20 protein-coding genes and 1 riboswitch are annotated in these 21341 nt (G+C 61.8%); of the genes, 6 read left to right on the top strand and 14 right to left on the bottom strand.

Annotated features, from left to right (window positions below; genetic code table 11):
* Nucleotide 1: 1 nt before the first annotated feature.
* From LOY52_RS02520 to LOY52_RS02490, 7 genes are all read right to left on the bottom strand, one after another.
* A complete protein-coding gene (locus LOY52_RS02520; protein WP_258678085.1) occupies nt 2-526 on the bottom strand; it encodes a TIGR02281 family clan AA aspartic protease in 525 nt (174 codons plus the stop codon).
* A complete protein-coding gene (locus tag LOY52_RS02515) occupies nt 523-1512 on the bottom strand; it encodes an esterase-like activity of phytase family protein (protein WP_258678083.1) in 990 nt (329 codons plus the stop codon). The genes LOY52_RS02520 and LOY52_RS02515 overlap by 4 nt, the downstream gene beginning before the upstream one ends.
* Nucleotides 1512-3419 carry a DNA topoisomerase IV subunit B gene (gene parE / locus LOY52_RS02510; RefSeq protein WP_095138100.1) on the bottom strand — a complete coding sequence of 636 codons (1908 nt, stop codon included), beginning with the start codon at nt 3417-3419 and terminating at the stop codon, nt 1512-1514. The genes LOY52_RS02515 and parE overlap by 1 nt, the downstream gene beginning before the upstream one ends.
* A 42-nt stretch (nt 3420-3461) precedes the next feature.
* Complete coding sequence (locus LOY52_RS02505) at nt 3462-4070, bottom strand: YqiA/YcfP family alpha/beta fold hydrolase (RefSeq protein ID WP_115985387.1); 609 nt, start codon at nt 4068-4070, stop codon at nt 3462-3464.
* Between the two features lie 206 nt (nt 4071-4276).
* Nucleotides 4277-5092: a 3',5'-cyclic-AMP phosphodiesterase gene (gene cpdA, locus LOY52_RS02500; RefSeq protein ID WP_258678079.1), complete on the bottom strand. Its 816-nt coding sequence runs from the start codon at nt 5090-5092 to the stop codon at nt 4277-4279.
* A gap of 99 nt (nt 5093-5191) precedes the next feature.
* Nucleotides 5192-5644, bottom strand: a complete 453-nt coding sequence (locus LOY52_RS02495) for a DUF1249 domain-containing protein (RefSeq protein ID WP_007967395.1) — start codon at nt 5642-5644, stop codon at nt 5192-5194.
* The gene (locus LOY52_RS02490; protein WP_027611392.1) at nt 5635-6252 is read right to left on the bottom strand and encodes an NUDIX domain-containing protein; all 618 of its coding nucleotides are present in this window, start codon (nt 6250-6252) and stop codon (nt 5635-5637) included. The genes LOY52_RS02495 and LOY52_RS02490 overlap by 10 nt, the downstream gene beginning before the upstream one ends.
* Nucleotides 6253-6481: 229 nt before the next feature.
* On the opposite strand from LOY52_RS02490, the gene LOY52_RS02485 reads away from it, so the two are divergent.
* Nucleotides 6482-7228: an RsiV family protein gene (locus LOY52_RS02485; protein ID WP_258678077.1), complete on the top strand. Its 747-nt coding sequence runs from the start codon at nt 6482-6484 to the stop codon at nt 7226-7228.
* On the opposite strand, the gene cytX is transcribed toward LOY52_RS02485, so the two are convergent.
* Together cytX and thiC are read right to left on the bottom strand one after the other, a co-directional pair.
* Complete coding sequence (cytX, locus tag LOY52_RS02480) at nt 7197-8489, bottom strand: putative hydroxymethylpyrimidine transporter CytX (protein WP_258678075.1); 1293 nt, start codon at nt 8487-8489, stop codon at nt 7197-7199. The two genes, LOY52_RS02485 and cytX, sit on opposite strands and share 32 nt — an antisense overlap.
* Before the next feature lie 220 nt (nt 8490-8709).
* Nucleotides 8710-10599 (bottom strand): phosphomethylpyrimidine synthase ThiC, encoded by a 1890-nt coding sequence (gene thiC / locus LOY52_RS02475; protein WP_096794747.1) that lies wholly within the window; start codon nt 10597-10599, stop codon nt 8710-8712.
* A 146-nt stretch (nt 10600-10745) separates the two neighbouring features.
* Nucleotides 10746-10851: riboswitch (TPP riboswitch) on the bottom strand.
* Between the two features lie 205 nt (nt 10852-11056).
* Here thiC and LOY52_RS02470 point away from each other — a divergent pair.
* On the top strand, nt 11057-12490 hold the full coding sequence (locus LOY52_RS02470; RefSeq protein ID WP_097087093.1) for a TolC family outer membrane protein: 1434 nt from the start codon (nt 11057-11059) through the stop codon (nt 12488-12490).
* A gap of 106 nt (nt 12491-12596) precedes the next feature.
* Here the strand turns inward: LOY52_RS02470 and waaA are convergent, their stop codons facing one another.
* Complete coding sequence (gene waaA / locus LOY52_RS02465) at nt 12597-13871, bottom strand: lipid IV(A) 3-deoxy-D-manno-octulosonic acid transferase (RefSeq protein WP_258678074.1); 1275 nt, start codon at nt 13869-13871, stop codon at nt 12597-12599.
* 11 nt (nt 13872-13882) lie between these two features.
* The gene (locus LOY52_RS02460) at nt 13883-14785 is read right to left on the bottom strand and encodes a LysR family transcriptional regulator (RefSeq protein WP_258678073.1); all 903 of its coding nucleotides are present in this window, start codon (nt 14783-14785) and stop codon (nt 13883-13885) included.
* A gap of 101 nt (nt 14786-14886) precedes the next feature.
* Between LOY52_RS02460 and LOY52_RS02455 the strand changes: the two genes are divergently transcribed.
* The 4 genes from LOY52_RS02455 to LOY52_RS02440 all read left to right on the top strand — a co-directional run bounded on the left by LOY52_RS02455 (nt 14887) and on the right by LOY52_RS02440 (nt 18350).
* Nucleotides 14887-15219, top strand: coding sequence for a multidrug efflux SMR transporter (locus tag LOY52_RS02455; protein WP_003221050.1), 333 nt, complete (start codon nt 14887-14889; stop codon nt 15217-15219).
* A gap of 146 nt (nt 15220-15365) precedes the next feature.
* On the top strand, nt 15366-16541 hold the full coding sequence (locus LOY52_RS02450) for an FAD-binding oxidoreductase (RefSeq protein ID WP_258678072.1): 1176 nt from the start codon (nt 15366-15368) through the stop codon (nt 16539-16541).
* A complete protein-coding gene (locus LOY52_RS02445; protein WP_096794742.1) occupies nt 16538-17350 on the top strand; it encodes an aldo/keto reductase in 813 nt (270 codons plus the stop codon). The genes LOY52_RS02450 and LOY52_RS02445 overlap by 4 nt, the downstream gene beginning before the upstream one ends.
* Nucleotides 17351-17381: 31 nt before the next feature.
* The gene (locus LOY52_RS02440) at nt 17382-18350 is read left to right on the top strand and encodes a metal ABC transporter ATPase (protein WP_258678071.1); all 969 of its coding nucleotides are present in this window, start codon (nt 17382-17384) and stop codon (nt 18348-18350) included.
* A gap of 85 nt (nt 18351-18435) precedes the next feature.
* Here LOY52_RS02440 and hldE read toward each other — a convergent pair whose 3' ends face one another.
* The 3 genes from hldE to LOY52_RS02425 form a co-directional block, all read right to left on the bottom strand.
* A complete protein-coding gene (gene hldE, locus LOY52_RS02435; protein ID WP_258678070.1) occupies nt 18436-19857 on the bottom strand; it encodes a bifunctional D-glycero-beta-D-manno-heptose-7-phosphate kinase/D-glycero-beta-D-manno-heptose 1-phosphate adenylyltransferase HldE in 1422 nt (473 codons plus the stop codon).
* A 102-nt stretch (nt 19858-19959) separates the two neighbouring features.
* Complete coding sequence (gene cysC / locus LOY52_RS02430; RefSeq protein WP_258678069.1) at nt 19960-20571, bottom strand: adenylyl-sulfate kinase; 612 nt, start codon at nt 20569-20571, stop codon at nt 19960-19962.
* Entirely contained in the window at nt 20564-21268 is a 705-nt protein-coding gene (locus LOY52_RS02425; protein ID WP_258678068.1) for a sulfotransferase family protein, read from the bottom strand. Before LOY52_RS02425 ends, cysC begins: the two co-directional genes overlap by 8 nt.
* Nucleotides 21269-21341: the final 73 nt, after the last annotated feature.

The raw sequence follows: 21341 nt of genomic DNA, 5'->3' as shown, positions 1-21341 counted from the left end.
CTCATCGGTTCGTTGTCTGGCGCAGCAGCATGGTGCCACCGCGCTGGGTAAATTCAAGTTTGTTCAGAGCGCTCATGCCGAGCAGCACCTGATCGCCATGCAGCCCCGGCGCCACCAATGCACGGACATCCCGCAGCACGATGTCACCCAGTTGCAGGCGGTCGATCTTTGTCCGGTAGCCCTGGCTCAGGCCGTTGGCCGTGCTCAGGGTTACGCCGAAACCTTCTTCCAGTTTCAAGCGCTTGGCCAGATCCGCCGGGATCGCCACATCGGTCGCGCCGGTGTCGAGCATGAACTCCACCGGCTCACCGTTGATCTGTCCGCTGGCGACAAAATGCCCCTGGGCATTACCGGCCAGCTTCACTTCGATCACGCCCTCATGTTGCTCGGACGTGACCACCACGTTCGGATTCTGCTGGCGTTCTTCCCACTGGCCGAAAAACCGCGTCGCCAGAAACAGCGCCGCACACCAGGCCAGAATCATCAAAACCCGACCGGCGCGCTTGCCCGGCGGTTGCTGACTCACGGTCTGGCGCTCCAGCCACCTTCAGGTGCGGCGAAGCGCCAGACAATCGGCCGTTTCTCGCCGTCGGCGCGGACACCATCATTGTTGTCGAGACCGATCCAGGCGCCGTCGGCGTCCACCACCAGCGCCTCTGCCAGACCGAAGGCCTGTGAGTAGCGTCGCTGCGGCTGCAAGGCCTCCTCGGCGAACGACCAGCAACGCTCGACCTTGGCCGTCACCGCATCGCGGCGGCAGATCTGGTACGCGTTACGTTCCAGCGTGAACAGCTTGCCGTTGAACAGCGACAGGTCGGCGAAGTCACGGGTGACCGCGCGGGCCTTGGGAAACTGCGGCGGCTGCATCTCGACCCCATCTTCGCTGAACAGCACACAGCCGCCGTCGCAATCCCAGACCGTTTGCTGGCGCTTGATCTTCAGCAGGCCACGGCGCTCGCGCTCGGCAGCCAGCCATATTTCATCGCCCGCCGGATTGACCGTCAGGCCTTCGAACAAGGCGTTGAAGTGCAGCAACATGCCACTGGCTCGTGCTTCACGGACCAGCATCGGCGAGATTTTCAGCCACGACGCCGTGCCTTGCGGCGATACCTGCAACACGGCGGCATGAGCTTCACTGACGATGTAGCGATTGCCCGCGTTGTCGCAGGTGATGCCTTCGAAATCCAGATCACCGCCACGCACGAACTGCGCTCCCCACGTCCGCACCCGCAAGCCCCACGGCAATCCGCTGTCTGGCAATGACGGCACGTCGACACGCACCGTTTCGGCCTGCCAGACCTGATCACGGATATCGAGACGATAGATCTGATCATCGTCACGGTCAGAGACCGTCCACAGATCCTTGCCGCACACCGCCAGCCCCGACAGGTTGCCGCCGCGCATGCCGTCAACCGGATGTTCCGACAGTAACTTCAACTCGGGTGCAGGCTCCGCCGACACCGTCACTGCATTTAGTAGCAACGCACTCGCCAATACCCAGCCGAATCGCATCAGGCGAGCACCTCGGCCAGGTTGCCTTTGGATTCGAGCCAGGTTTTGCGGTCACCGGCGCGTTTCTTCGCCAGCAGCATGTCCATCATTTCCGAGGTCTCGGCAAAATCCTCGCCCAGCGTCAGCTGCACCAGGCGCCGGGTGTTCGGGTCCATGGTGGTCTCACGCAGTTGCGGCGGGTTCATTTCACCCAGACCTTTGAATCGGGTGACCTGCGGTTTGCCGCGTTTCTTCTCGGCCACCAGACGGTCGAGAATCCCGTCGCGCTCGGCTTCGTCGAGGGCGTAGTAGATCTCTTTGCCGAGGTCGATGCGGTACAGCGGCGGCATCGCCACGTAGACGTGACCGGCGTCCACCAGCGGGCGGAAATGCTGGACGAACAACGCGCACAGCAGCGTCGCGATGTGCAGACCATCGGAGTCGGCGTCGGCGAGGATGCAGATTTTGCCGTAGCGCAGCTGGCTCATGTCTGCCGCACCCGGATCAACCCCGATAGCCACGGCGATGTTGTGCACTTCCTGGCTGGCGAGCACTTCGCTGCCGTCGACTTCCCAGGTGTTGAGGATCTTGCCGCGCAACGGCAGGATCGCCTGGAATTCCTTGTCCCGCGCTTGCTTGGCGGAACCACCGGCGGAATCACCTTCGACCAGGAACAGCTCGGAACGCATCGGGTCCTGACCCGCGCAGTCAGCCAGTTTGCCCGGCAGCGCCGGCCCTTGGGTGACGCGCTTACGCTCGACTTTCTTGCTCGCCTTGAGGCGGCGACCGGCGTTGTTGATCGCCAGTTCGGCCAGCGCCAGACCGGTTTCCGGGTTGGCGTTGAGCCACAGGCTGAAGGCATCTTTCACGACACCGGAGACGAACGCCGCCGCTTCACGGGACGACAGACGCTCTTTGGTCTGGCCGGAGAATTGCGGTTCCTGCATCTTCATCGACAGCACGAAAGCGATGCGCTCCCAGACGTCTTCCGGCGCCAGCTTCACGCCGCGTGGCAACAGGCTGCGGAATTCGCAGAACTCACGCATCGCATCCAGCAGACCCTGACGCAAACCGTTGACGTGGGTACCACCCTGCGCCGTCGGGATCAGGTTGACGTAGCTTTCCTGCACCGCGTCGCCACCTTCCGGCAACCACAGCAGCGCCCAATCCACCGCTTCTTTATTACCGGCGAGGCTGCCGCAGAACGGCTCGTCCGGCAGGCGTTCGAATTCGCTGACCGCGTCTACCAGGTAGGAGCGCAGACCGTCTTCGTAATGCCACTCGACTTTCTCGCCGGTGCCTTTGTCTTCGAAGCTGACCAGCAGCCCCGGGCACAGCACCGCCTTGGCCTTGAGCACGTGCTTGAGGCGGCTGATGGAGAATTTCGGTGAATCGAAGTATTTCGGATCCGGCGCGAAATACACACTGGTGCCGGTGTTGCGCTTGCCGACGGTGCCGACGATTTCCAGCTCGGTGGCCTTGAAGCCATCCTTGAAGGTCATCTGGTATTCGTTGCCGTCACGCTTCACGCGCACCCGGACTTCGGTCGACAGGGCGTTGACCACGGAAATACCCACCCCGTGCAGACCGCCGGAGAACTGGTAGTTCTTGTTGGAAAACTTGCCGCCCGCATGCAGTTTGGTGAGGATCAGTTCGACACCCGACACACCCTCTTCCGGGTGAATGTCGACCGGCATGCCGCGACCGTCGTCGCTGACTTCCAGCGAGTGATCGGCGTGCAGAATGACCTGCACCGATTTGGCGTGGCCGGCCAGGGCTTCGTCGACACTGTTGTCGATGACTTCCTGGGCGAGGTGGTTCGGCCGACTGGTGTCGGTGTACATGCCGGGGCGTTTGCGCACCGGGTCGAGGCCCGAGAGGACTTCGATGGCGTCGGCGTTATAAGAGCTAGCGCTGGGAGTGGCCATGGGGTCTCGTCGTCAGTGATTCAATGAAAAAGGGGCAAGACTTCACAGTGCGGTGAAATCGATTGCCTGATACAAATCGGCGCCAATGCCGGCAAAACTCAACAACGCCGGCAATTGTTCGGCAAAACCCTGGTAACCATGGTCGCCGCCGGCCTGAATGCGCAAGGCGCAGGCCCGGTAATACTGCTGGGCGAGGCGATAATCCAGTGTTTCATCGCCAGTCTGCAACCACACCTGATAACGCTGTGCATCCACGGGCGCCGGCACTTCCAGCTCGGCCAGGGCCGTCACATGGTCGTGGGTCAGTTCCCAGGTCTCATTGGTATACAGGTTTTGCTGCGTGCCCAGGTAGCCGTCGAACATCCGGTGCGGGCTGACCGCCGGGTTGACCAGCAGGGCTTTCAAGCCGTGGCGCTCAGCCAGGTGAGTCGCATAGTAGCCGCCGAGTGAGCTTCCCACCAGCAACGGCCGGCCCAGCTCGGCAATCGCCTGCTGCAACTGACCGATGGCTTCACGCGGGTGGTGATGCAGCGCCGGGACACGCAATTGGTCGCTCAAACCCAGCCGTTCCATCACCTCGACCAGCTGACAGGCCTTTTTCGAGGCCGGCGCGCTGTTGAAACCGTGGATATAGAGGATCGAACCGGACATTTGAACTCCCTGGGTGTCGGCGAAAGATAGCGGAGTTTACAGGGAGTCGCGGTGGGATGGGCCATACAAATGATGTGCATGCCCGCGATGCAATGCTGCCCTCCCGGCCCCCGCTATCTCCTGTAGGAGCTGCCGAAGGCTGCGATCTTTTGATCCTGTTTTTAAAATCAAAAGATCGCAGCCTGCGGCAGCTCCTACAGGGAGTGTCAGTAACCGTTGGAGCCGTAATCGACGGTGAATTCGAAGTCGGTAACGCGCTCGACGCCTGTCTCCAGCCGCCCGTCCGGCAACAGCCGCAACCAGCGATAGCCCGGTGCCTGCTCTCCGACCTTGAAGTCGTCACTGCCTGGCTCGAATTGAATGCAGGTCGATGGTGAAGCCATCAGCCGCACACCATTGCGCTCGCGGTCGATTTCCTGATGCACATGCCCCCACAGCACCGCGCGGGCCTGGGGAAAACGGTCCAGCACGTCGAAGAATGCTTCGGGATTGCGCAAGCCGATCGGCTCCGCCCAGGCACAACCCACCGGCACCGGATGATGGTGGAAACACACCAGATGATGGCGCTCCGGCGCTTCGCTCAGCGAGCGCGCCAGCAGTTGCAACTGATCATCCTGCAGATACCCCGGCACAGAGCCCGGCACTGCCGAGTCGAGTAAGGTCACGCGCCAGTTGCCGACATCGACCACTGATTCCAGCAATGCACTTTGCACCGCGGCCTGAGCCATGATTTGCGGCTCATCGTGATTGCCGGGAATCCAGCGCGCCGGTGCATCAATCTGAGCCGTCATCTCACGAAACTGTTGATACGACTCCAGAGTGCCATCCTGGGAAAGATCACCCGTGGCCAGAATCAAGTCGATCCGAGGTTGCTGCCTGAGCACCTGTTCGATGACCTTTTGCAGGCTCTCGCGGGTGTTCATGCCCAGCAGCGTGCCGTCCGCCTCGGCGAACAGATGACTGTCGGATAACTGCACCAGCAACGCCGGATCGGCGGTGGTCAATGTGGATACGCTCGGCAAGGCGTTCTCCCAGGGCAAAAGCACGGAATCGGTTGAGTGCCGCAATTATGCTGGGGGATGACGCAAAGGGGAAACCGGCGAACCGGACGCAGTTCACAACTAGCGTACGACTTCGTACTCGTGCCCCAGGGCCAGACAATGGCTCAGCCATTCCCCCAGGAACAGATTGAGCTGGGCCTTTTCATCCGGCTGATGCATCGCGGCGTTCGGGTAAGGATAGATGCCGCGAAAGCGTCGTGCATGTTCGGCGCTGATCACCTCGGCCATGCGCGCGTCGTGATAGACCTGCACTTCCAGTTGCGGTACCGGCAGCCACGGCAGGCTGTGTTCCTGACGCACCTGCAAAGTAGTGGTGTACGGGCAGGTCTGCAGCACTTCGAGGGCCAGCACGCCGAGCATCTGCTCGCCCTGGGTCACGGCGATGCGCCGCGCCTCGGGGTCGTTGCGCATGTCCGGCACCAGTCGCATCAGGCGCGCGTAGTTGGCCTCGCAGGCGGCTTGCAGCCCGGCGAGGTCGACTCGATAGCGATCGCGCAGCTTGTTTACGACCATAACCCCCTCACTTCGGCGCGGTTCAGCGCCAGCCATTGCAAGGCGATGATGCTCGCCGCGTTGGCAATGCGTCCGTCACGGACGGCCTGCAAGGCATCTTCAAAGGCCCAGACCGTGACACGGATGTCTTCTGCTTCTTCCTCCAGCCCATGCAGGCCGCCTACGCCTTCGGTGCTGCAGTGCCCCAGGTACAAATGCACGAATTCGTTGCTGCCGCCCGGCGACGGGAAATATTTGGTCATCGGCCACAGGGCCTTGATGTCCAGCCCAGCTTCCTCCTGCGCCTCGCGGTGAGCAACTTCTTCCGGCACTTCGGCCTTGTCGATCAGACCGGCGACCAGCTCAACCAGCCACGGGTTGTCGGTCTTGCCCATGGCACCGACGCGAAACTGCTCGAGCAGCACCACTTCATCGCGCTTTGGATCGTAAGGCAGCAGGCACACGGCATCGTGACGCACGAAGACTTCGCGGTTGATCTCGCGGCTCATGCCGCCGGCGAACAGTTCATGGCGCAGGTGCAAACGGTCGAGCTTGTAGAAGCCCTCGTAGCAGCGCTCGCGCTTTACGACGTCGACGGTGGCCGGAGTGGCGTTGGCAAAATCTGTCATGAGCATCCTCTCTTGCTGCAAATCCAATACGAGGCTGCTTTTGGTTACTGGCGACCTCGACTTCGCGCCATCCTAACGCGCCCGCGATGATTGATGCAGCCCCTTTACCGTCAGCGGGATGGACGGTGGCGGCGAAACCCACTCTAATTAGCTTAGTGGCGAACTGACTGCTTCGGCGAGAGTCGAAGCGGATAACTTTTCGCCTTCCCCTGTTTCAGAAAGGACGCCCATGTCGCTTTTCAAAATTGCCTCCGTGGCCGCCATCGCCCTGACCCTGGGCGCCTGCGCCAACCTGTTCCAGCCCAACTACCGCACGCCGCTGGAAACCACCCGCGATGCGTCGGAAACCCTGAAACCCGGCTGTTCCAACCCGGACTGCCCGCTGGTGAATATCGATACCGTGCACTTCGCGGCCGAGCCTGCGCTGGACGGCATTATCGAAAAACGCCTGCTGCAAATGACCCGCACCGAGCAGAACGCAGCGGTGGCGCCAACCCTGGCCGCCTATCGTGATCAATTCCTGCGCAACGCCGGCCCGCGCAACAGCAGCTATTTGCAGGCAAAGGTACGCGAGCAGCATGACGGCTTGGTGATCATCGAACTGTCGAGCTACCTCGACACCGGTGGCGCCCATGGCACGCCGGGTCGCGGCTTCATCAACTACTCGCGTCAGCAGCATAAAGTGCTAAACCTGTCGGACATGTTGCTGCCGGGTCAGGAAGACGCGTTCTGGAAAGCGGCGCAAGTGGCGCATAACAGCTGGCTGATCAGCACCAAGCTCGATCAGGAAGCGGATTTCGTGAAGAGCTGGCCGTTCGTCAAAACCCCGAACGTGGCGCTGACCTACGGTGGCGTGATCCTCAAGTACGACGTGAGCACCATCGCGCCTTACGCGCTGGGCCACGTCGAATTGAAGATCCCTTACCCGCGTCTGAACGGCATTCTCAAACCCGAGCTGTTTCCCGGCCGTAACTGAACGCCCGACCGAGCACCAGTTGCAACAGCCCTGCCAGCACCAGTGCCGGCAGGGTCGCGCCGACATCCGGATACAGATTCGCCAGCAAGTGGTAGGTGCTGATCCCGCCCAGCCACGCCAGCAGCGCCGGCCAGCGCAATGCGGCTGACGCTACCTGAGCGCTGCGCTTGCGCAGGATGAAGTGATCCACCAGCACCACGCCGAACAGCGGCGCAAACACCGAGCCGATCAGCAACAGGAAGTTCTGGTACTGCGCCAATGGTGCCAGCAGTGCAATCAGGGTACAGATCACGCCGATGGCCAAGGCCAGATGCTCGACTTTCAAGCGCAACAGAATCCCACTCGACACCGCTGCCGAATGAATGTCGGCGAAAGCGTTTTCCGACTCATCCAGCAGAATCAGCAGCAGCGGAATGCCCAGACCGGCCCCGGCCAGTGCCAGCAGCAACGCATTGACTTCTCCGCTCGGCGCAAACGCCAGGGTGTAGGCCACGCCGAGACTCATCAACCAGAAATTGCCGATGAAGAAACCGATGGCGGTGCCGCCGAACACGTTCTTCGCACGCTTGCCGAAACGCGAGTAATCGGCGATCAGCGGCAGCCACGACAGCGGCATCGCGATGGCAATGTCGAAGCCCACGGCGAACGGCATCGAACCGTCCCCGGCCCGCGCCCAGAGTGCCGTCAGATCAGCCTTGGCGAACAGATTCCAGGTCAGCCAGATGCACGCCGCCAGGATCAGCCAGATGCCCCACTTGCGCAGGATCTTGCGCACGAACGTCAGCGGCCCGCTGACCGCGAGCAGGGTCGCCAGCGCACCGAAGCACAAGGTCCAGAGCATCGGGCTGGCCCACAGCGAACCTTCGCTGAACGCGCGGCTGCCGAGCAGGCTGGCGGCATCGCGCATGACGATGATTTCGAACGAGCCCCAACCGATCAGTTGCAGCAGGTTGAGCAGCGCCGGCAGGCTCGCGCCTTTGTGGCCGAGGCTGAGTTTCAGTGCAGCCATTGATGACAGGCCGGTATCGCTGCCGATCACGCCGACCGCAGCCAGCAGCAGGACGCCGACCAGCGTGCCGAGGAAAATCGCCAGCAGCGAACCGGAGAGGCCCAGACCAGGCGCGAGCAAGGCGCCGGTCTGCAACACCATCAAGCCGATGCCGAGGGAAAACCACAGGGAAAACAGATCGCGACCGCCGAATACTCGCTTATCGGCGGGTACGGCGAGGTCGGGAGAATAAGTGCCGGGTTGAATGCTCAAGGGTGTTATCTCAGAGGGACATTTGTTGTTGTGTGTGATCGCACACCATGCCTGTGGCGAGGGAGCTTGCTCCCGCTGATCTGCGCAGCAGACCCAAAACCGGCCAGCGCGTTCTTTCAATCAGAACGCGTTGGCCGGATTTACGACTGCTTCGCAGCCGGGCGGGAGCAAGCTCCCTCGCCACAGAGGCTCCGGTCATCCCAGAGCCTTTCAGGTCAGATCAAACCTTCTTGTACAGCTGACTGCCTTCCTTCTTGAACCGCTCGGCCTGCTCCGCAAGGCCCTGGGCGACGTCCACGTCGACCGCATCGATCCGCTGGTTGGCCGCGTATTCGCGGACTTCCTGGGTGATCTTCATCGAGCAGAATTTCGGCCCGCACATCGAACAGAAATGCGCGACCTTGGCCGAGTCCTTCGGCAGGGTTTCGTCGTGATACGAACGCGCAGTGTCCGGGTCCAGACCGAGGTTGAACTGGTCTTCCCAACGGAATTCGAAACGCGCCTTGCTCAAGGCGTTGTCACGAATCTGCGCGCCCGGATGCCCTTTGGCCAGATCCGCCGCATGCGCCGCGATCTTGTAAGTGATGATCCCGGTCTTCACGTCATCCTTGTTCGGCAAGCCGAGGTGTTCCTTCGGCGTTACGTAGCAGAGCATGGCGCAACCGAACCAGCCGATCATCGCCGCACCGATACCCGAGGTGATGTGGTCGTAACCCGGCGCAATATCGGTGGTCAGCGGACCGAGGGTATAGAACGGCGCCTCGTCGCAGCACTCCAGCTGCTTGTCCATGTTCTCTTTGATCAACTGCATCGGCACGTGGCCCGGGCCTTCGATCATGCACTGCACGTCGTGTTTCCAGGCAATCTTGGTCAGCTCGCCGAGGGTTTCCAGTTCGCCGAATTGCGCTTCGTCGTTGGCGTCGGCAATCGAGCCCGGACGCAGGCCGTCGCCCAGCGAGAAGCTGACGTCGTAGGCCTTCATGATTTCGCAGATTTCGTCGAAGTGGGTGTAGAGGAAGTTCTCTTTGTGGTGCGCCAGGCACCACTTGGCCATGATCGAACCGCCGCGGGAAACGATTCCGGTCACGCGCTTGGCGGTCAGCGGCACGTAGCGCAACAGCACGCCGGCGTGGATGGTGAAGTAGTCGACGCCCTGCTCGGCCTGCTCGATCAGCGTGTCGCGAAACAGCTCCCAGGTCAGGTCTTCAGCGACGCCGTTGACCTTCTCCAGCGCCTGATAGATCGGCACGGTACCGATCGGCACCGGCGAGTTGCGGATGATCCATTCGCGGGTTTCGTGAATGTGTTTGCCGGTGGACAGGTCCATCACGGTGTCCGAACCCCAGCGAATGCCCCAGGTCAGTTTCGCCACTTCTTCTTCGATGGACGAACCCAAGGCGCTGTTGCCGATGTTGCCGTTGATCTTCACCAGGAAGTTACGGCCGATGATCATCGGTTCCAGTTCGACGTGGTTGATGTTGGCCGGGATGATCGCGCGACCACGGGCGATTTCTTCGCGGACGAATTCAGCGGTGATTTCTTTCGGGATGCTCGCGCCGAAGCTGTGGCCGGCGTGTTGCTGAGTCAACAGGCCAGCGGCGCGGGCTTCTTGCAGCTTCATGTTTTCGCGGATGGCGACGTATTCCATCTCGGCGGTGATGATGCCTTTGCGCGCGTAGTGCATCTGGCTGACGTTGGCCCCGGCCTTGGCGCGGCGCGGGTTGTTGACGTGGGCAAAACGCAGCTTGGTCAGCTCAGGATCAGCGAGGCGCTCCTGGCCGAAATTGGAACTCAGGCCCGGCAGACGCTCGGTGTCGCCGCGGTCGTCGATCCACGCCGAACGCACGTCGCCCAGACCTTTGCGCACGTCGATCACCACGTTCGGATCGGTGTACGGGCCCGAGGTGTCGTAGACGGTGACCGGCGCGTTGATTTCGCCGCCGAAGTCGGTCGGCGTCACATCGAGGGTGATTTCGCGCATCGGCACGCGGATGTCCGGGCGCGAGCCCTGAACGTAGACTTTTTGCGAACGGGTGAACGGCTGAACCGACTGCTCATCGACCTTGGCCGAGTCACTCAGGTTGATCGCGTTTTTTGCTTTTGTAGTCATCACGGGCTCTCCAGACAGCATCCAGGCAATGGATTGTCGGAGCAGAACCTGAAAGGCACGGACGCACCAGGACTGGTGCTGTGCATCGTCGTCGAGCGTTCGATTGTCGAACAATTTCCCGGACGAAGCACAAGAGGACTCGCCGGGTGACGAGAAATCTTGTTCCCTACGCAGGCGCTAACCTGATCAGGTTCAACGGGATCCGAAATTATTCGATCTCAGCCTCATAGCAAGGCACCCCGACAAGAACCCGGCCAGTCTAGACACAACCGGCAAAGAACGCCAACACCGCGGCAAACACCATGATGAATGGCGCAATTACCGGGACTTGCAGGATTGTTGCCGCACGATTGCGCAACTACACTCGCTTTGCCCTGCGCGCCTTGACGCTGCCGAGGCCGCGCCGTAGCCTTGGCGTGCACATTATTTCCGTAATATTTTTGCTAGGGATCGCCTCATGCTGCGCAAACTTTCACTGGCTCTTGCCGTGTCTTGTGCGTCCAACGCAATGGCCTGGGCAGCAGAAGCGCCCTTGTCGACCAAGACCGATCTGGTCAGCGTCTATCAGGAAGCCGTCGACAACAACGCCGATCTGGCCGCCGCCCGCGCCCAGTACGGCGCCCAGAAAGAAGTGGTGCCGCAGGCCCGTGCCGGCTTGCTGCCGAACTTGTCCGGCGGCGCCGAAGTGGCGGACGTGCGCACCTCGATCGACCAGCCTTCAGCCATTGCCAATCGCAGCGCGCATTCCTATCAGGCGACCCTAGCCCAGCCCTTGTTCCGCGCCGATCGCTGGTTCCAGTATCAAGCGGCGAAAGACGTCAACGAACAAGCCGCCCTGCAACTCTCGGCCACCGAACAGAACCTGATCCTGCAATCGGCTGAAAGCTACTTCAACGTGCTGCGCAGTCAGGACAACCTGGCCTCGACCAAGGCTGAAGAAGCCGCGTTCAAGCGTCAGCTCGACCAGTCCAACGAACGCTTCGATGTCGGCCTGTCGGACAAGACCGACGTCCTGCAATCGCAGGCCAGTTACGACACCGCGCGCGCCAACCGCATCGTCGCCCAGCGTCAGGTCGATGATGCGTTCGAAGCGCTGATCACCCTGACCAACCGTCAGTACAACTCGATTCAGGGCATCGTCCACACGCTGCCGATCCTGCCGCCAGCGCCAAACGACGCCAAGGCCTGGGTCGACACCGCAGGCAAACAGAACCTCAATCTGCTGGCGAGCAACTTTGCGGTCAGCTCCGCCGAACAGACCCTCAAACAGCGCAAGGCCGGTCACCTGCCGACCCTCGATGCCGTGGCCAAATACGAAAAGGGTGACAACGACGCCCTCGGTTTCGCCAACCCGAATGCCTTCGGTACGCCGTACAGTGGCAACGTCGAGCAAAGCACCCTGGGCCTGCAACTGAACATTCCGATCTACAGCGGCGGGCTGACCAGTTCGCAAGTGCGCCAGTCCTATGCGCAACTGGATCAGAGTGAGCAACAGCGCGAATCCCTGCGCCGGCAGGTGGTGGAAAACACCCGTAACCTGCACCGCGCGGTGAACACCGATGTCGAGCAGGTGCAGGCGCGCCGCCAGTCGATCATCTCCAACCAGAGCGCGGTGGAAGCCACGGAAATCGGTTATCAGGTGGGTACGCGCAACATCGTCGACGTGCTCGACGCCCAGCGTCAGCTGTACACCTCGGTGCGCAATTACAACAACACCCGCTACGACTACATCCTCGACAACCTGCGCTTGAAGCAGGCGGCAGGAACGCTGAATCCGGGTGACTTGCAAGACCTGGCGCGCTATCTGAAGGCCGACTACAACCCGGACAAGGACTTCCTGCCGCCGGATCTGGCCAAGGCAGCCGAAGCACAGCTCAAGGCACGGCCTTAAGTCTTGAAAGCAAAAGATCGCAGCGTGCCGCAGCTCCTACAATGGAATGCATTTTCCTGTAGGAGCTGCGGCACGCTGCGATCTTTTCGCTTTTGGGTGTGCTGACTTACTTGATCAACCGGCCCAAGCCATCCAGCAACCGCTGCAGCGCCCCCTGATTACGCCGCATCACCGCCAGCCCCGCCTCGGCCATGCGCTGGGCATCGCGCGGCAATTCGAACAGCCGCTGCACTTCCACCGCCAGCCCTTCGGCATCATCCACTTCGGCCAGCGCACCGGCTTCGCGCAACTGTGCAGCGATGTCGAGGAAGTTGAAAAGATGCGGGCCACTGAGCACCGGTTTGGCCAGTGCTGCCGGCTCCAGCAGGTTATGCCCGCCGTTGGGCACCAGGCTGCCACCGACAAAGGCGCTGTCGGCCAGGGCATAGAGAAACAACAACTCGCCCATGGTGTCGCCGAGCAGCACTGAAGTGTCCGCTTCGACGTTGGCACCGCTGGAACGGCGCACTGTGGCAAAGCCTTCACGCTGGCACAACTCGAACACCGAGTTGAAGCGCTCGGGATGGCGCGGCACCAGAATCAGCAACGCATTCGGGTAGTTCGCCAGCAGCCGGCGATGGGCGTCGAGCACCACTTCGTCTTCGCCTTCGTGGGTACTGGCAGCGATCCACACCGGGCGCTCCAGCGCCTGCCATTGGCCACGCAGTTGATTGGCGCGCTGCAGCAGTTGCGGGTCGATGGTCAGGTCGAACTTGATCGAGCCAGTAACCTCGACCGTCTGCGGACGCGCGCCGAGATCGCGGAAGCGCTGGGCTTCGGCTTCGGTCTGCACCGCGAAAAAACTCATTTCCGCAAGCATCGGCGCGGTCAGCTTGCCGAAACGGCCATAACCCCGGGCCGATCGTTCGGACAACCGGCCGTTGGCCAGCGCCACCGGAATCCCGCGCTTGGCGCACTGATGGATGTGGTTGGGCCACAGTTCGGTTTCCATGATCACCGCCAGTTTCGGTTTGGCGTGATCAAGAAAACGCGCCGCTGCGCACGGCAAGTCGTAGGGCAGATAACAATGCTGGATGCGCGGTTCGCCGGAGAACAACGCCTGAATCCGTTCCGATCCGGTCGGCGTCATGCAGGTCACGGTGATCGGCAGCTGTGGATAACGCTGCAGCAAGGCGCGAATCATCGGCGCCGCAGCAATGCTTTCGCCCACCGACACTGCGTGCACCCAGATCCCGCCGGGCTGCAGTGATGGCATTCCGTAGGAAAAACGCTCGCCAATCCGTTTGGCATATGCCGGGGCCTTGCGCGAGCGCAGCCACAGCCGAATCGCCACCAATGGCAGCCCCAGGTAAAACAGCGCGGTGTAGAGAGTTCTATTCATGGCGGCGGAGTTTATCGACTTTTGTCGCCAATCGCCCGCAAGTGCACGGCAAAACGTTCGGCCAGCCAGCGCGCCGCAGGTCCCAGGGGTTCATCCCGGCGCCAGACCAGCTCCACCACCAACGCCGGCGGGGTCCATTCGCTGTCCAGTTCGACCATCAGGCCGTGATAGGCCGAATACTGCACCACATGCCGGGGCAGCCAGGCCCAGCCGAGATCCCGCACCAGCCATTCGGCCATCACATAGAAACTGTCAGCGCGCCAGACTTGCGGGCTGGCCGGTTCGTTGCCGGGGTAGACGCTGGTCTGCGTCGACATCAGCAGTTGCCGATGTTGCGCCAGTTGCTGGCAAGTGACGTAGGACTGCGTTGCCAGCGGATGGTTGATCCCGCAGACGGTGACCATTTCCACCCGGCCCAATACCCGACGCTCCAGCGCTTCGGGGATCTCGTCGTGATAGAACAGCAAGCCCAGATCGGCGCGACGCTCGACCAGTTTGCGTGCGACTTCACCCTGGGCGGCGCTGGTCAGTTGCACTTCGAGGCTGGGAAATTGCTCGGCCAGCGCGTCGAAGCTTTCTACCAATGCCTGATATGGCATGGCTTCATCCTGTGCCACGCGCAACTGCGCTTCCTGACCGCGCATCATCGCCATCGCCCGTCCATTGAGGCGCTCGCATTGGCGCAGTACTTCCCGGGCTTCTTCGAGCAGGGCTTCCCCCGCTTCAGTGAGCCGGGGCTGACGACCACTGCTACGCTCGAACAGGCTGACGCCCAGATCGTCTTCCAACATGGCGATGGCGCTGCTGATCGCCGACTGTGCCTTGCGTTGCTGACGCGCCACGGCAGAAAACGAGCGTTGTTCGGCGACGCTGACGAAGGCGCGCAGTTGTTCCAGATTCCACAGGGTATTCATGTGTAACCCATCTTCAAAACAGATAGGTAATGACTTTACCCCATCTGGCGAGCGACTAGAATGCCGCCTCAGCAAGCAACGTTTTACATGAGGATCTATATATGAACGCCTACGCCTTCCTGGCTATCGCCATCTGCGCCGAAGTGATCGCCACCGTTTCCATGAAAGCGGTCAAAGGCTTGAGCACCCCGCTGCCGCTGATTCTGGTGATCGTCGGTTACGGGATTGCTTTCTGGATGCTGACGCTGGTGGTGCGCACTGTGCCGGTGGGAGTCGCCTACGCCGTGTGGGCGGGCATGGGCATCGTCATGGTCAGCGTCGCCGCGCTGTTCATTTATGGGCAAAAGCTGGACGTGCCGGCGATGCTCGGGATGGCGCTGATCGTGCTCGGCGTGGTGGTCATCCAGCTGTTCTCCAAGACAGCAGGGCATTAAAGAAAAAGATCGCAGCCTGCGGCAGCTCCTGCATTGGAATGCAAATCCCTGTATGAGCTGCCGCAGGCTGCGATCTTTTTTCGCCCCTGAGCTCCGATCCCCGAGTCTGTATACTGCGCCCTCGTCTTGAACACTGAGGTCGTTGCATGCCATCCGTTATTTCCACCGACGTTCTGATTGTCGGCGCTGGTGTCGCCGGCCTCTGGCTGAACGCGCGTCTGCGCCGTCAGGGTTTTTCGACCGTGCTGGTGGAAAGCGCCAGTCTCGGCGGCGGGCAGAGCGTGAAGTCCCAGGGCATCATTCACGGCGGCGCCAAATATGCGTTGCACGGTGCGCTGACCGGCGCCTCGGAAGCCATCGCCGACATGCCGCGCCGCTGGCGTGAAGCGCTGGCCGGCAACGGCGAGCTGGACCTGTCCGGCGTGCGCCTGTTGTCCGAAGCGCATTACCTGTGGTCGCCCGGCACCCTCGCCGGCAACCTCACCAGTTTCTTCGCCAGCAAGGCCGTGCGTGGCCGGGTCGATCAGGTCAAGGGCGATCAACTGCCGCCGGCCCTGCAAGACAAGCGCTTCAAGGGCAAGGTCTATCGTCTCGCCGAACTGGTGGTCGACGTGCCGAGCCTGATCCAGCGCCTGGCCGATCTGGCCGGTGACGGTCTGCTCGCCGGGCAAACCATCGAGCCGCTGCTGGAAGCGGGCGTGCTGGTCGGCCTGAAAGTCGACGGTCGCGAGATTCGTGCCCAGCGCATCGTCCTCAGTGCCGGCGCCGGCACTGCCCGATTGCTGGAAGACCTGGGCCTGACCCATCCGCAGATGCAACGCCGACCGCTGCACATGATCATCGCCAAAGGCCCAAGCCTGAAGCCGCTGTACGCTCACTGCCTGGGCGGCGGCACCAAGCCGCGCATCACCGTCACCACCCACCCGGCCGCTGACGGCAACTGGGTCTGGTACCTGGGCGGCGACATTGCCGAAAGCGATGGCGTGGCCCGCGAACCTGCCGAGCAGATCGCCACCGCGCAGAAAGAGCTCGGCCAGTTGCTGCCATGGATCGATCTGAGCCAGGTGCAATGGGCGACCTTGCGTGTGGATCGTGCCGAGCCGCTGCAAACCGGCCTGAGCCGGCCGGACAACGCCTTCCTCGCCGAGCAGGGTCACCTGCTGGTGGGCTGGCCGACCAAACTCGCACTGGCGCCGGACTTCGCCGACCGGGTCATCGCTGCGCTGGAGCGCGACGGCATCCAGCCGCAACCGGCCGAGCCATTACCGGCACTGCCAAAACCACCGATGGGCGTTCCAGCCTGGGAGCAACTGTTGCCATGAGCGTAGCGACCCTGCACGAACTGCATCGCCCCTTGGGCAGCACCGGCCTGATGGTTTCACCGCTGGGCCTGGGCACGGTCAAACTTGGCCGCGACCAAGGCGTGAAATACCCCAACGGTTTCCAGATCCCCGACGATGACGCGGCACGCATGCTGCTCAAGCAGGCCAAAGGGTTGGGCATCAACCTGATCGACACCGCCCCGGCCTACGGTCGCAGCGAAGAACGCCTCGGCCCGTTGTTGCGCGGCCAGCGGCAGGACTGGGTAATCGTCAGCAAGGTCGGTGAAGAGTTTGCCGACGGTCTGTCGCGCCATGACTTCAGTGCGGCGCATACGCGGATGTCGGTCGAGCGTAGCCTGCAACGCCTTGAAACCGATTTTATCGACCTGGTGCTGGTGCACTCCGACGGCAACGATCTGGCCATCCTCGAACACGAAGAGGTCTACGCCACCCTCGCCGCACTCAAGGCCGAGGGCAAGATTCGCGGTTTCGGCTTCTCCGGCAAAACGGTCGAGGGCGGACTCAAGGCGCTGGAGCAAGGGGACTGCGCGATGGTCACCTACAATCTGAACGAACAGAACGAGAAGGCAGTCATTGACTATGCTGCTGCCCACGGCAAAGCCATTCTGGTGAAAAAAGCCCTGGCCAGCGGCCATGTATGCCTGAGTCCGGGCGTGGACCCGGTGCGCGCCAGCTTTGAGTTGTTGTTCCAGCAGCCCGGCGTGGCCAGTGCTATTGTCGGGACGATCAATCCGCTGCACCTCGCCCATAACGTTGCGACCGTTGCCCAGGTCCTCCGTGGTCACTGACGCCGCCTCGCGGCCTTAAGCAGGAGCCGACATGCCGCGCACGCTCATCAGAAAGAACCCGAGCAACTTCAAGACGCTGCCGCTGTTCGTCGAGGCCACGCCCGAAGGCCTGACGTATCAGAGCGTCGGCATGCCGCTGAATTTCGCCCAGACCCTGCAGCGGCGCAAACCGGTGAGCGTGGCGGATGCCGAGCGCTTTGCGGTGGAGCTGGCCAACCTCGGGGTCTCGGTGCGCCTGACGCTGCATTGGCAGAATCGCGATTACTGGGTGCTAGTGCGCCAGCGTCGGCAGGATCGCGGGGACGTCGTGCTCAAGCTGATTTCCGGTTACGTACCTGCTCAAGAACTGAACATCCCGCTGCACACGGCGATTCAGGAAATTGCCGAAGAGTGCCTGCTGGAAACCCCGGAAGGCTGGCTCGGCGGACGCTTCAACGACACCTGGCTACCCGCACCCTACGCCTCCGCCCTGCATTATCGCGAGGCCCTGCCGTTTCGCCTGACGCCGCAGTCCGGTTCGGCGCGGCCGGTACGCTGCGCCAATCTGCAATTGCTCGAACGTCCGCGGGCCTACGTGCATCTGCCGACGGCATCGCTGCAACTGATCTATGACTTGCGCCTGGACGTGCCCAGGGAAGCCAAATCCCTGAGTCTGTTTCACGTCGATGAACGCCTGGAAGGTGATCAACTGGTGGCGCGACTGGACCGCAAGCGCCCGGATTTGTACCTGATGCCGTTGCAGGACGGCGAACCGCTGGCCGAGCTGTATACCTTGAAGAAAGGTCAGCTTTATCCGGCGGGCACGCGCGGTCTGTATCTGGCCGAAAGTTTTGCCAGACAGGATGGCTGGCTGGTTCGCGAGGAGCGGATTCGCTGGAAGGACTGGCTGCGACAACAGGGCCTGACGCCGCCGGAAAAACCTACTGGATTGGCACGGTTGCGCGGCAAGGCGAAACAACTGCTGAAGAAGATCGTGCCGCGCAAAAAAGTCAGCTCCTGAAACGCAAAAGATCGCCGCCTGCGGCAGCTCCTACAATGGAATGCATTTCCCTGTAGGAGCTGCCGCAGGCGGCGATCTTTTGGCTTTATTGACCGCGGATTTTTTCCACGATCGCAGTGGTCGAGCTGTTTTCCACCAGACCCAGCACTTTCACCGTCCCGCCATAAGCCTTGACGATGTCGGCACCAACAACCTGGTCGATACCGTAATCACCGCCCTTGACCAACACATCCGGCTTGACCTCGCGCAGCAGGTTTTCCGGGGTGCCTTCGGGGAAGCTGATCACCCAGTCCACCGCACCGAGGCCGGCGAGTACCGCCATGCGTCGGTCGACACTGTTGATCGGACGTCCCGGCCCTTTCAGGCGGCTGACGGAGGCGTCATCGTTGATCGCCACGATCAGACGGTCGCCCTGGGCGCGTGCCTGCTCAAGGTAGGTCACGTGCCCGGCATGCAGAATGTCGAAGCAGCCGTTGGTGAAGACGATGCGCTCGTTATGCGCACGAGCATCGGCCACTGCCAGCACCAGTTGCTCCAGACCCAGCACACCGCGCTCCGACCCCTCTTCACGCTGGATCGCACGACGCAGTTCCGGGGCGCTGATCGCCGCAGTACCGAGCTTGCCGACCACAATGCCTGCCGCCAGATTGGCCAGTGCCACCGCATGCGGTAACTCTTCACCGGCAGCGATCGCCGCCGCCAGCGTGGAAATCACCGTGTCGCCAGCACCGGTCACGTCGAACACTTCACGGGCACGGGCCGGCAAGTGCAGCGCCGGATGCTCCGGGCGCAGCAGGGTCATGCCGTGTTCACCGCGAGTGACCAGCAGCGCGCCGAGTTCGAGATCGTGCATCAGGGCTGCGCCCTTGCTCACCAGCTCGTGCTCATCGGCGCACCCGCCAACGATGGCTTCGAATTCGCTGAGGTTCGGCGTGATCAGACTGGCGCCACGGTAGATCGAAAAATCCTTGCCCTTGGGATCGGCCAGCACCGGAATGCCTTTGGCCCGGGCCGCCTGAATCAAGGCCTGATGGTTTTTCAGCGCGCCTTTGCCGTAGTCCGACAGCACCAGCACCTTGATGCCTTCGAGCAGATCATCGACCTGCGAGGCCAGGGCCAGCGCATCGGTGGCAAACGGTTCTTCGAAGTCGATACGCAGCAATTGCTGGTGCCGGCTCATGACCCGCAGTTTGACGATGGTCGGCTGATGCGCAATGCGCTGGAACAGGGCATGCACGCCCGCCCCCTTGAGACTGTTGCTCAGGCTGTCGGCAGCTTCGTCGTCGCCGGTCACACCGACCAGCGACGCCGGCGCACCCAGCGCGGCAATGTTCAAGGCAACGTTGGCAGCACCGCCCGGGCGGTCTTCGATTTGCTCGACTTTTACGACCGGTACCGGTGCCTCAGGGGAAATCCGTGAGGTTCCACCATGCCAGTAACGGTCGAGCATGACATCGCCGACCACCAAGACTGGGGCTTGATCGAATCGCGGCATGGACAACTTCATGGAGCAACCCACATACAAAATGAACAGGGGCGCGATATTAACACAGGGTTGGCGCAGGCTTGAGTGCAGCCTGCAACAGGATGAAACAGTCAGTTATTTTGCTCATTTTTTGAGCACCAGTGCCGCCAGTTGTCCACAGGCTTCGGACAATTCCAGCGCCTCGGTATCGATTTGCCACTCGGCTGCCAATGGCGCTTCGTAAGGACTGTCCACGCCCGTAAAGTGCTTGATCCGACCTTCCCGTACGGCCTGATACAAACCTTTCGGATCGCGACGGGCGCAGACTTCCAGCGCAGTGCTGACGTGCACTTCAATGAACTCATCCTGCGCAAACAGCCTGCGCGCAGCGTCGCGCTCGGCGCGGAACGGCGAAATGGCCGCAACGATCACAATCAGCCCGGCGTCGACCATCAACCGCGCCACCTCGGCCATACGCCGGATGTTTTCCCGGCGGCAGAGGTCGCTCATGCCCAAGTCGCGGCACAGGCCATTGCGCACATTGTCGCCATCGAGCAAAAAGGTGTGCAGACCCGACGCATGCAGGTGCAGTTCGAGGGCATTGGCCAAGGTTGACTTGCCGGCGCCGGAAAACCCGGTCAACCACAGGCAGCGCGGGCGTTGCGCCTTGAGCGCTGCACGGGCCTGATGTGGCAGCGCCAGACCGTAAGGCCGAATGGCCAGGGTTTGCATCGGCATTGACAGGAACTCATTCATAACCGAGCAACTCGTAATCACGCTGATAAACCCGACGCACCAGACGCCGGGTGCGCACCGAACAGAACTCGCGCGCCGACATTGATTGCCGTTCCCGCGAGCCGTTGACGTGAGGCAACTCGCCAGTCAGCCCCAACTGTTCGCAAACCAGACGAAAATCCCGCGCCAGATGCTCCTGATAACCGATGAAGTCCAGCGCCAGATGCCCCAGCGAATCGGTAAGAAAGTCGGTCTGCGCGGCAAAGTGCAATTGCCGGCCAATCGTTTCCGGATGCAGCCAGCGCGCGACAAAATCGTCGAAATCCCGGTACTGCCGCACCAGCCGTTGCGCCGGATGGTCACGCGCGCTCAACTCGTTGCCACGCAAAAAGGCGTAGGCCGAATAGGCGCGTTCCAGCGGATCGCGGACAAAGGCGAACTTGAAGGCGTTGGCGAACTGCTCAGGAAACTGCTCTTCGTACCAGTACAACGGCAAGTGCCCGGGACGCCAGCCGTTGAACAGCGCCGTGCAAACGCTGCTGCCGGCGCATTTCGGGACATGGATGAACAGGCATGAGCGCTGCTGGAAGGGCTGGGGAAATGTCAGGTTGGCCGACATCGACTTGTTCACCACCTGCCGATCGACCACCGACAGGCGCCCGAGCAGAAAGGCCCGCTGTGGCTTGGGCAGCAGTTTCCAGAGATAGCGTTGCAGCATGAAAGCACCCGCGCGACGGGGATGGCCCCCTCGATGAAAGTCAGAGTTCGTTGAGGAACCTTAACAAGCGCGG

Origin of the sequence: Pseudomonas sp. B21-051 (assembly GCF_024748795.1) — a bacterium.
In the GTDB taxonomy this organism is placed as follows: Bacteria; Pseudomonadota; Gammaproteobacteria; order Pseudomonadales; family Pseudomonadaceae; genus Aquipseudomonas; species Aquipseudomonas putida_A.
This window is presented reverse-complemented; position numbering and strand designations above follow the sequence as displayed.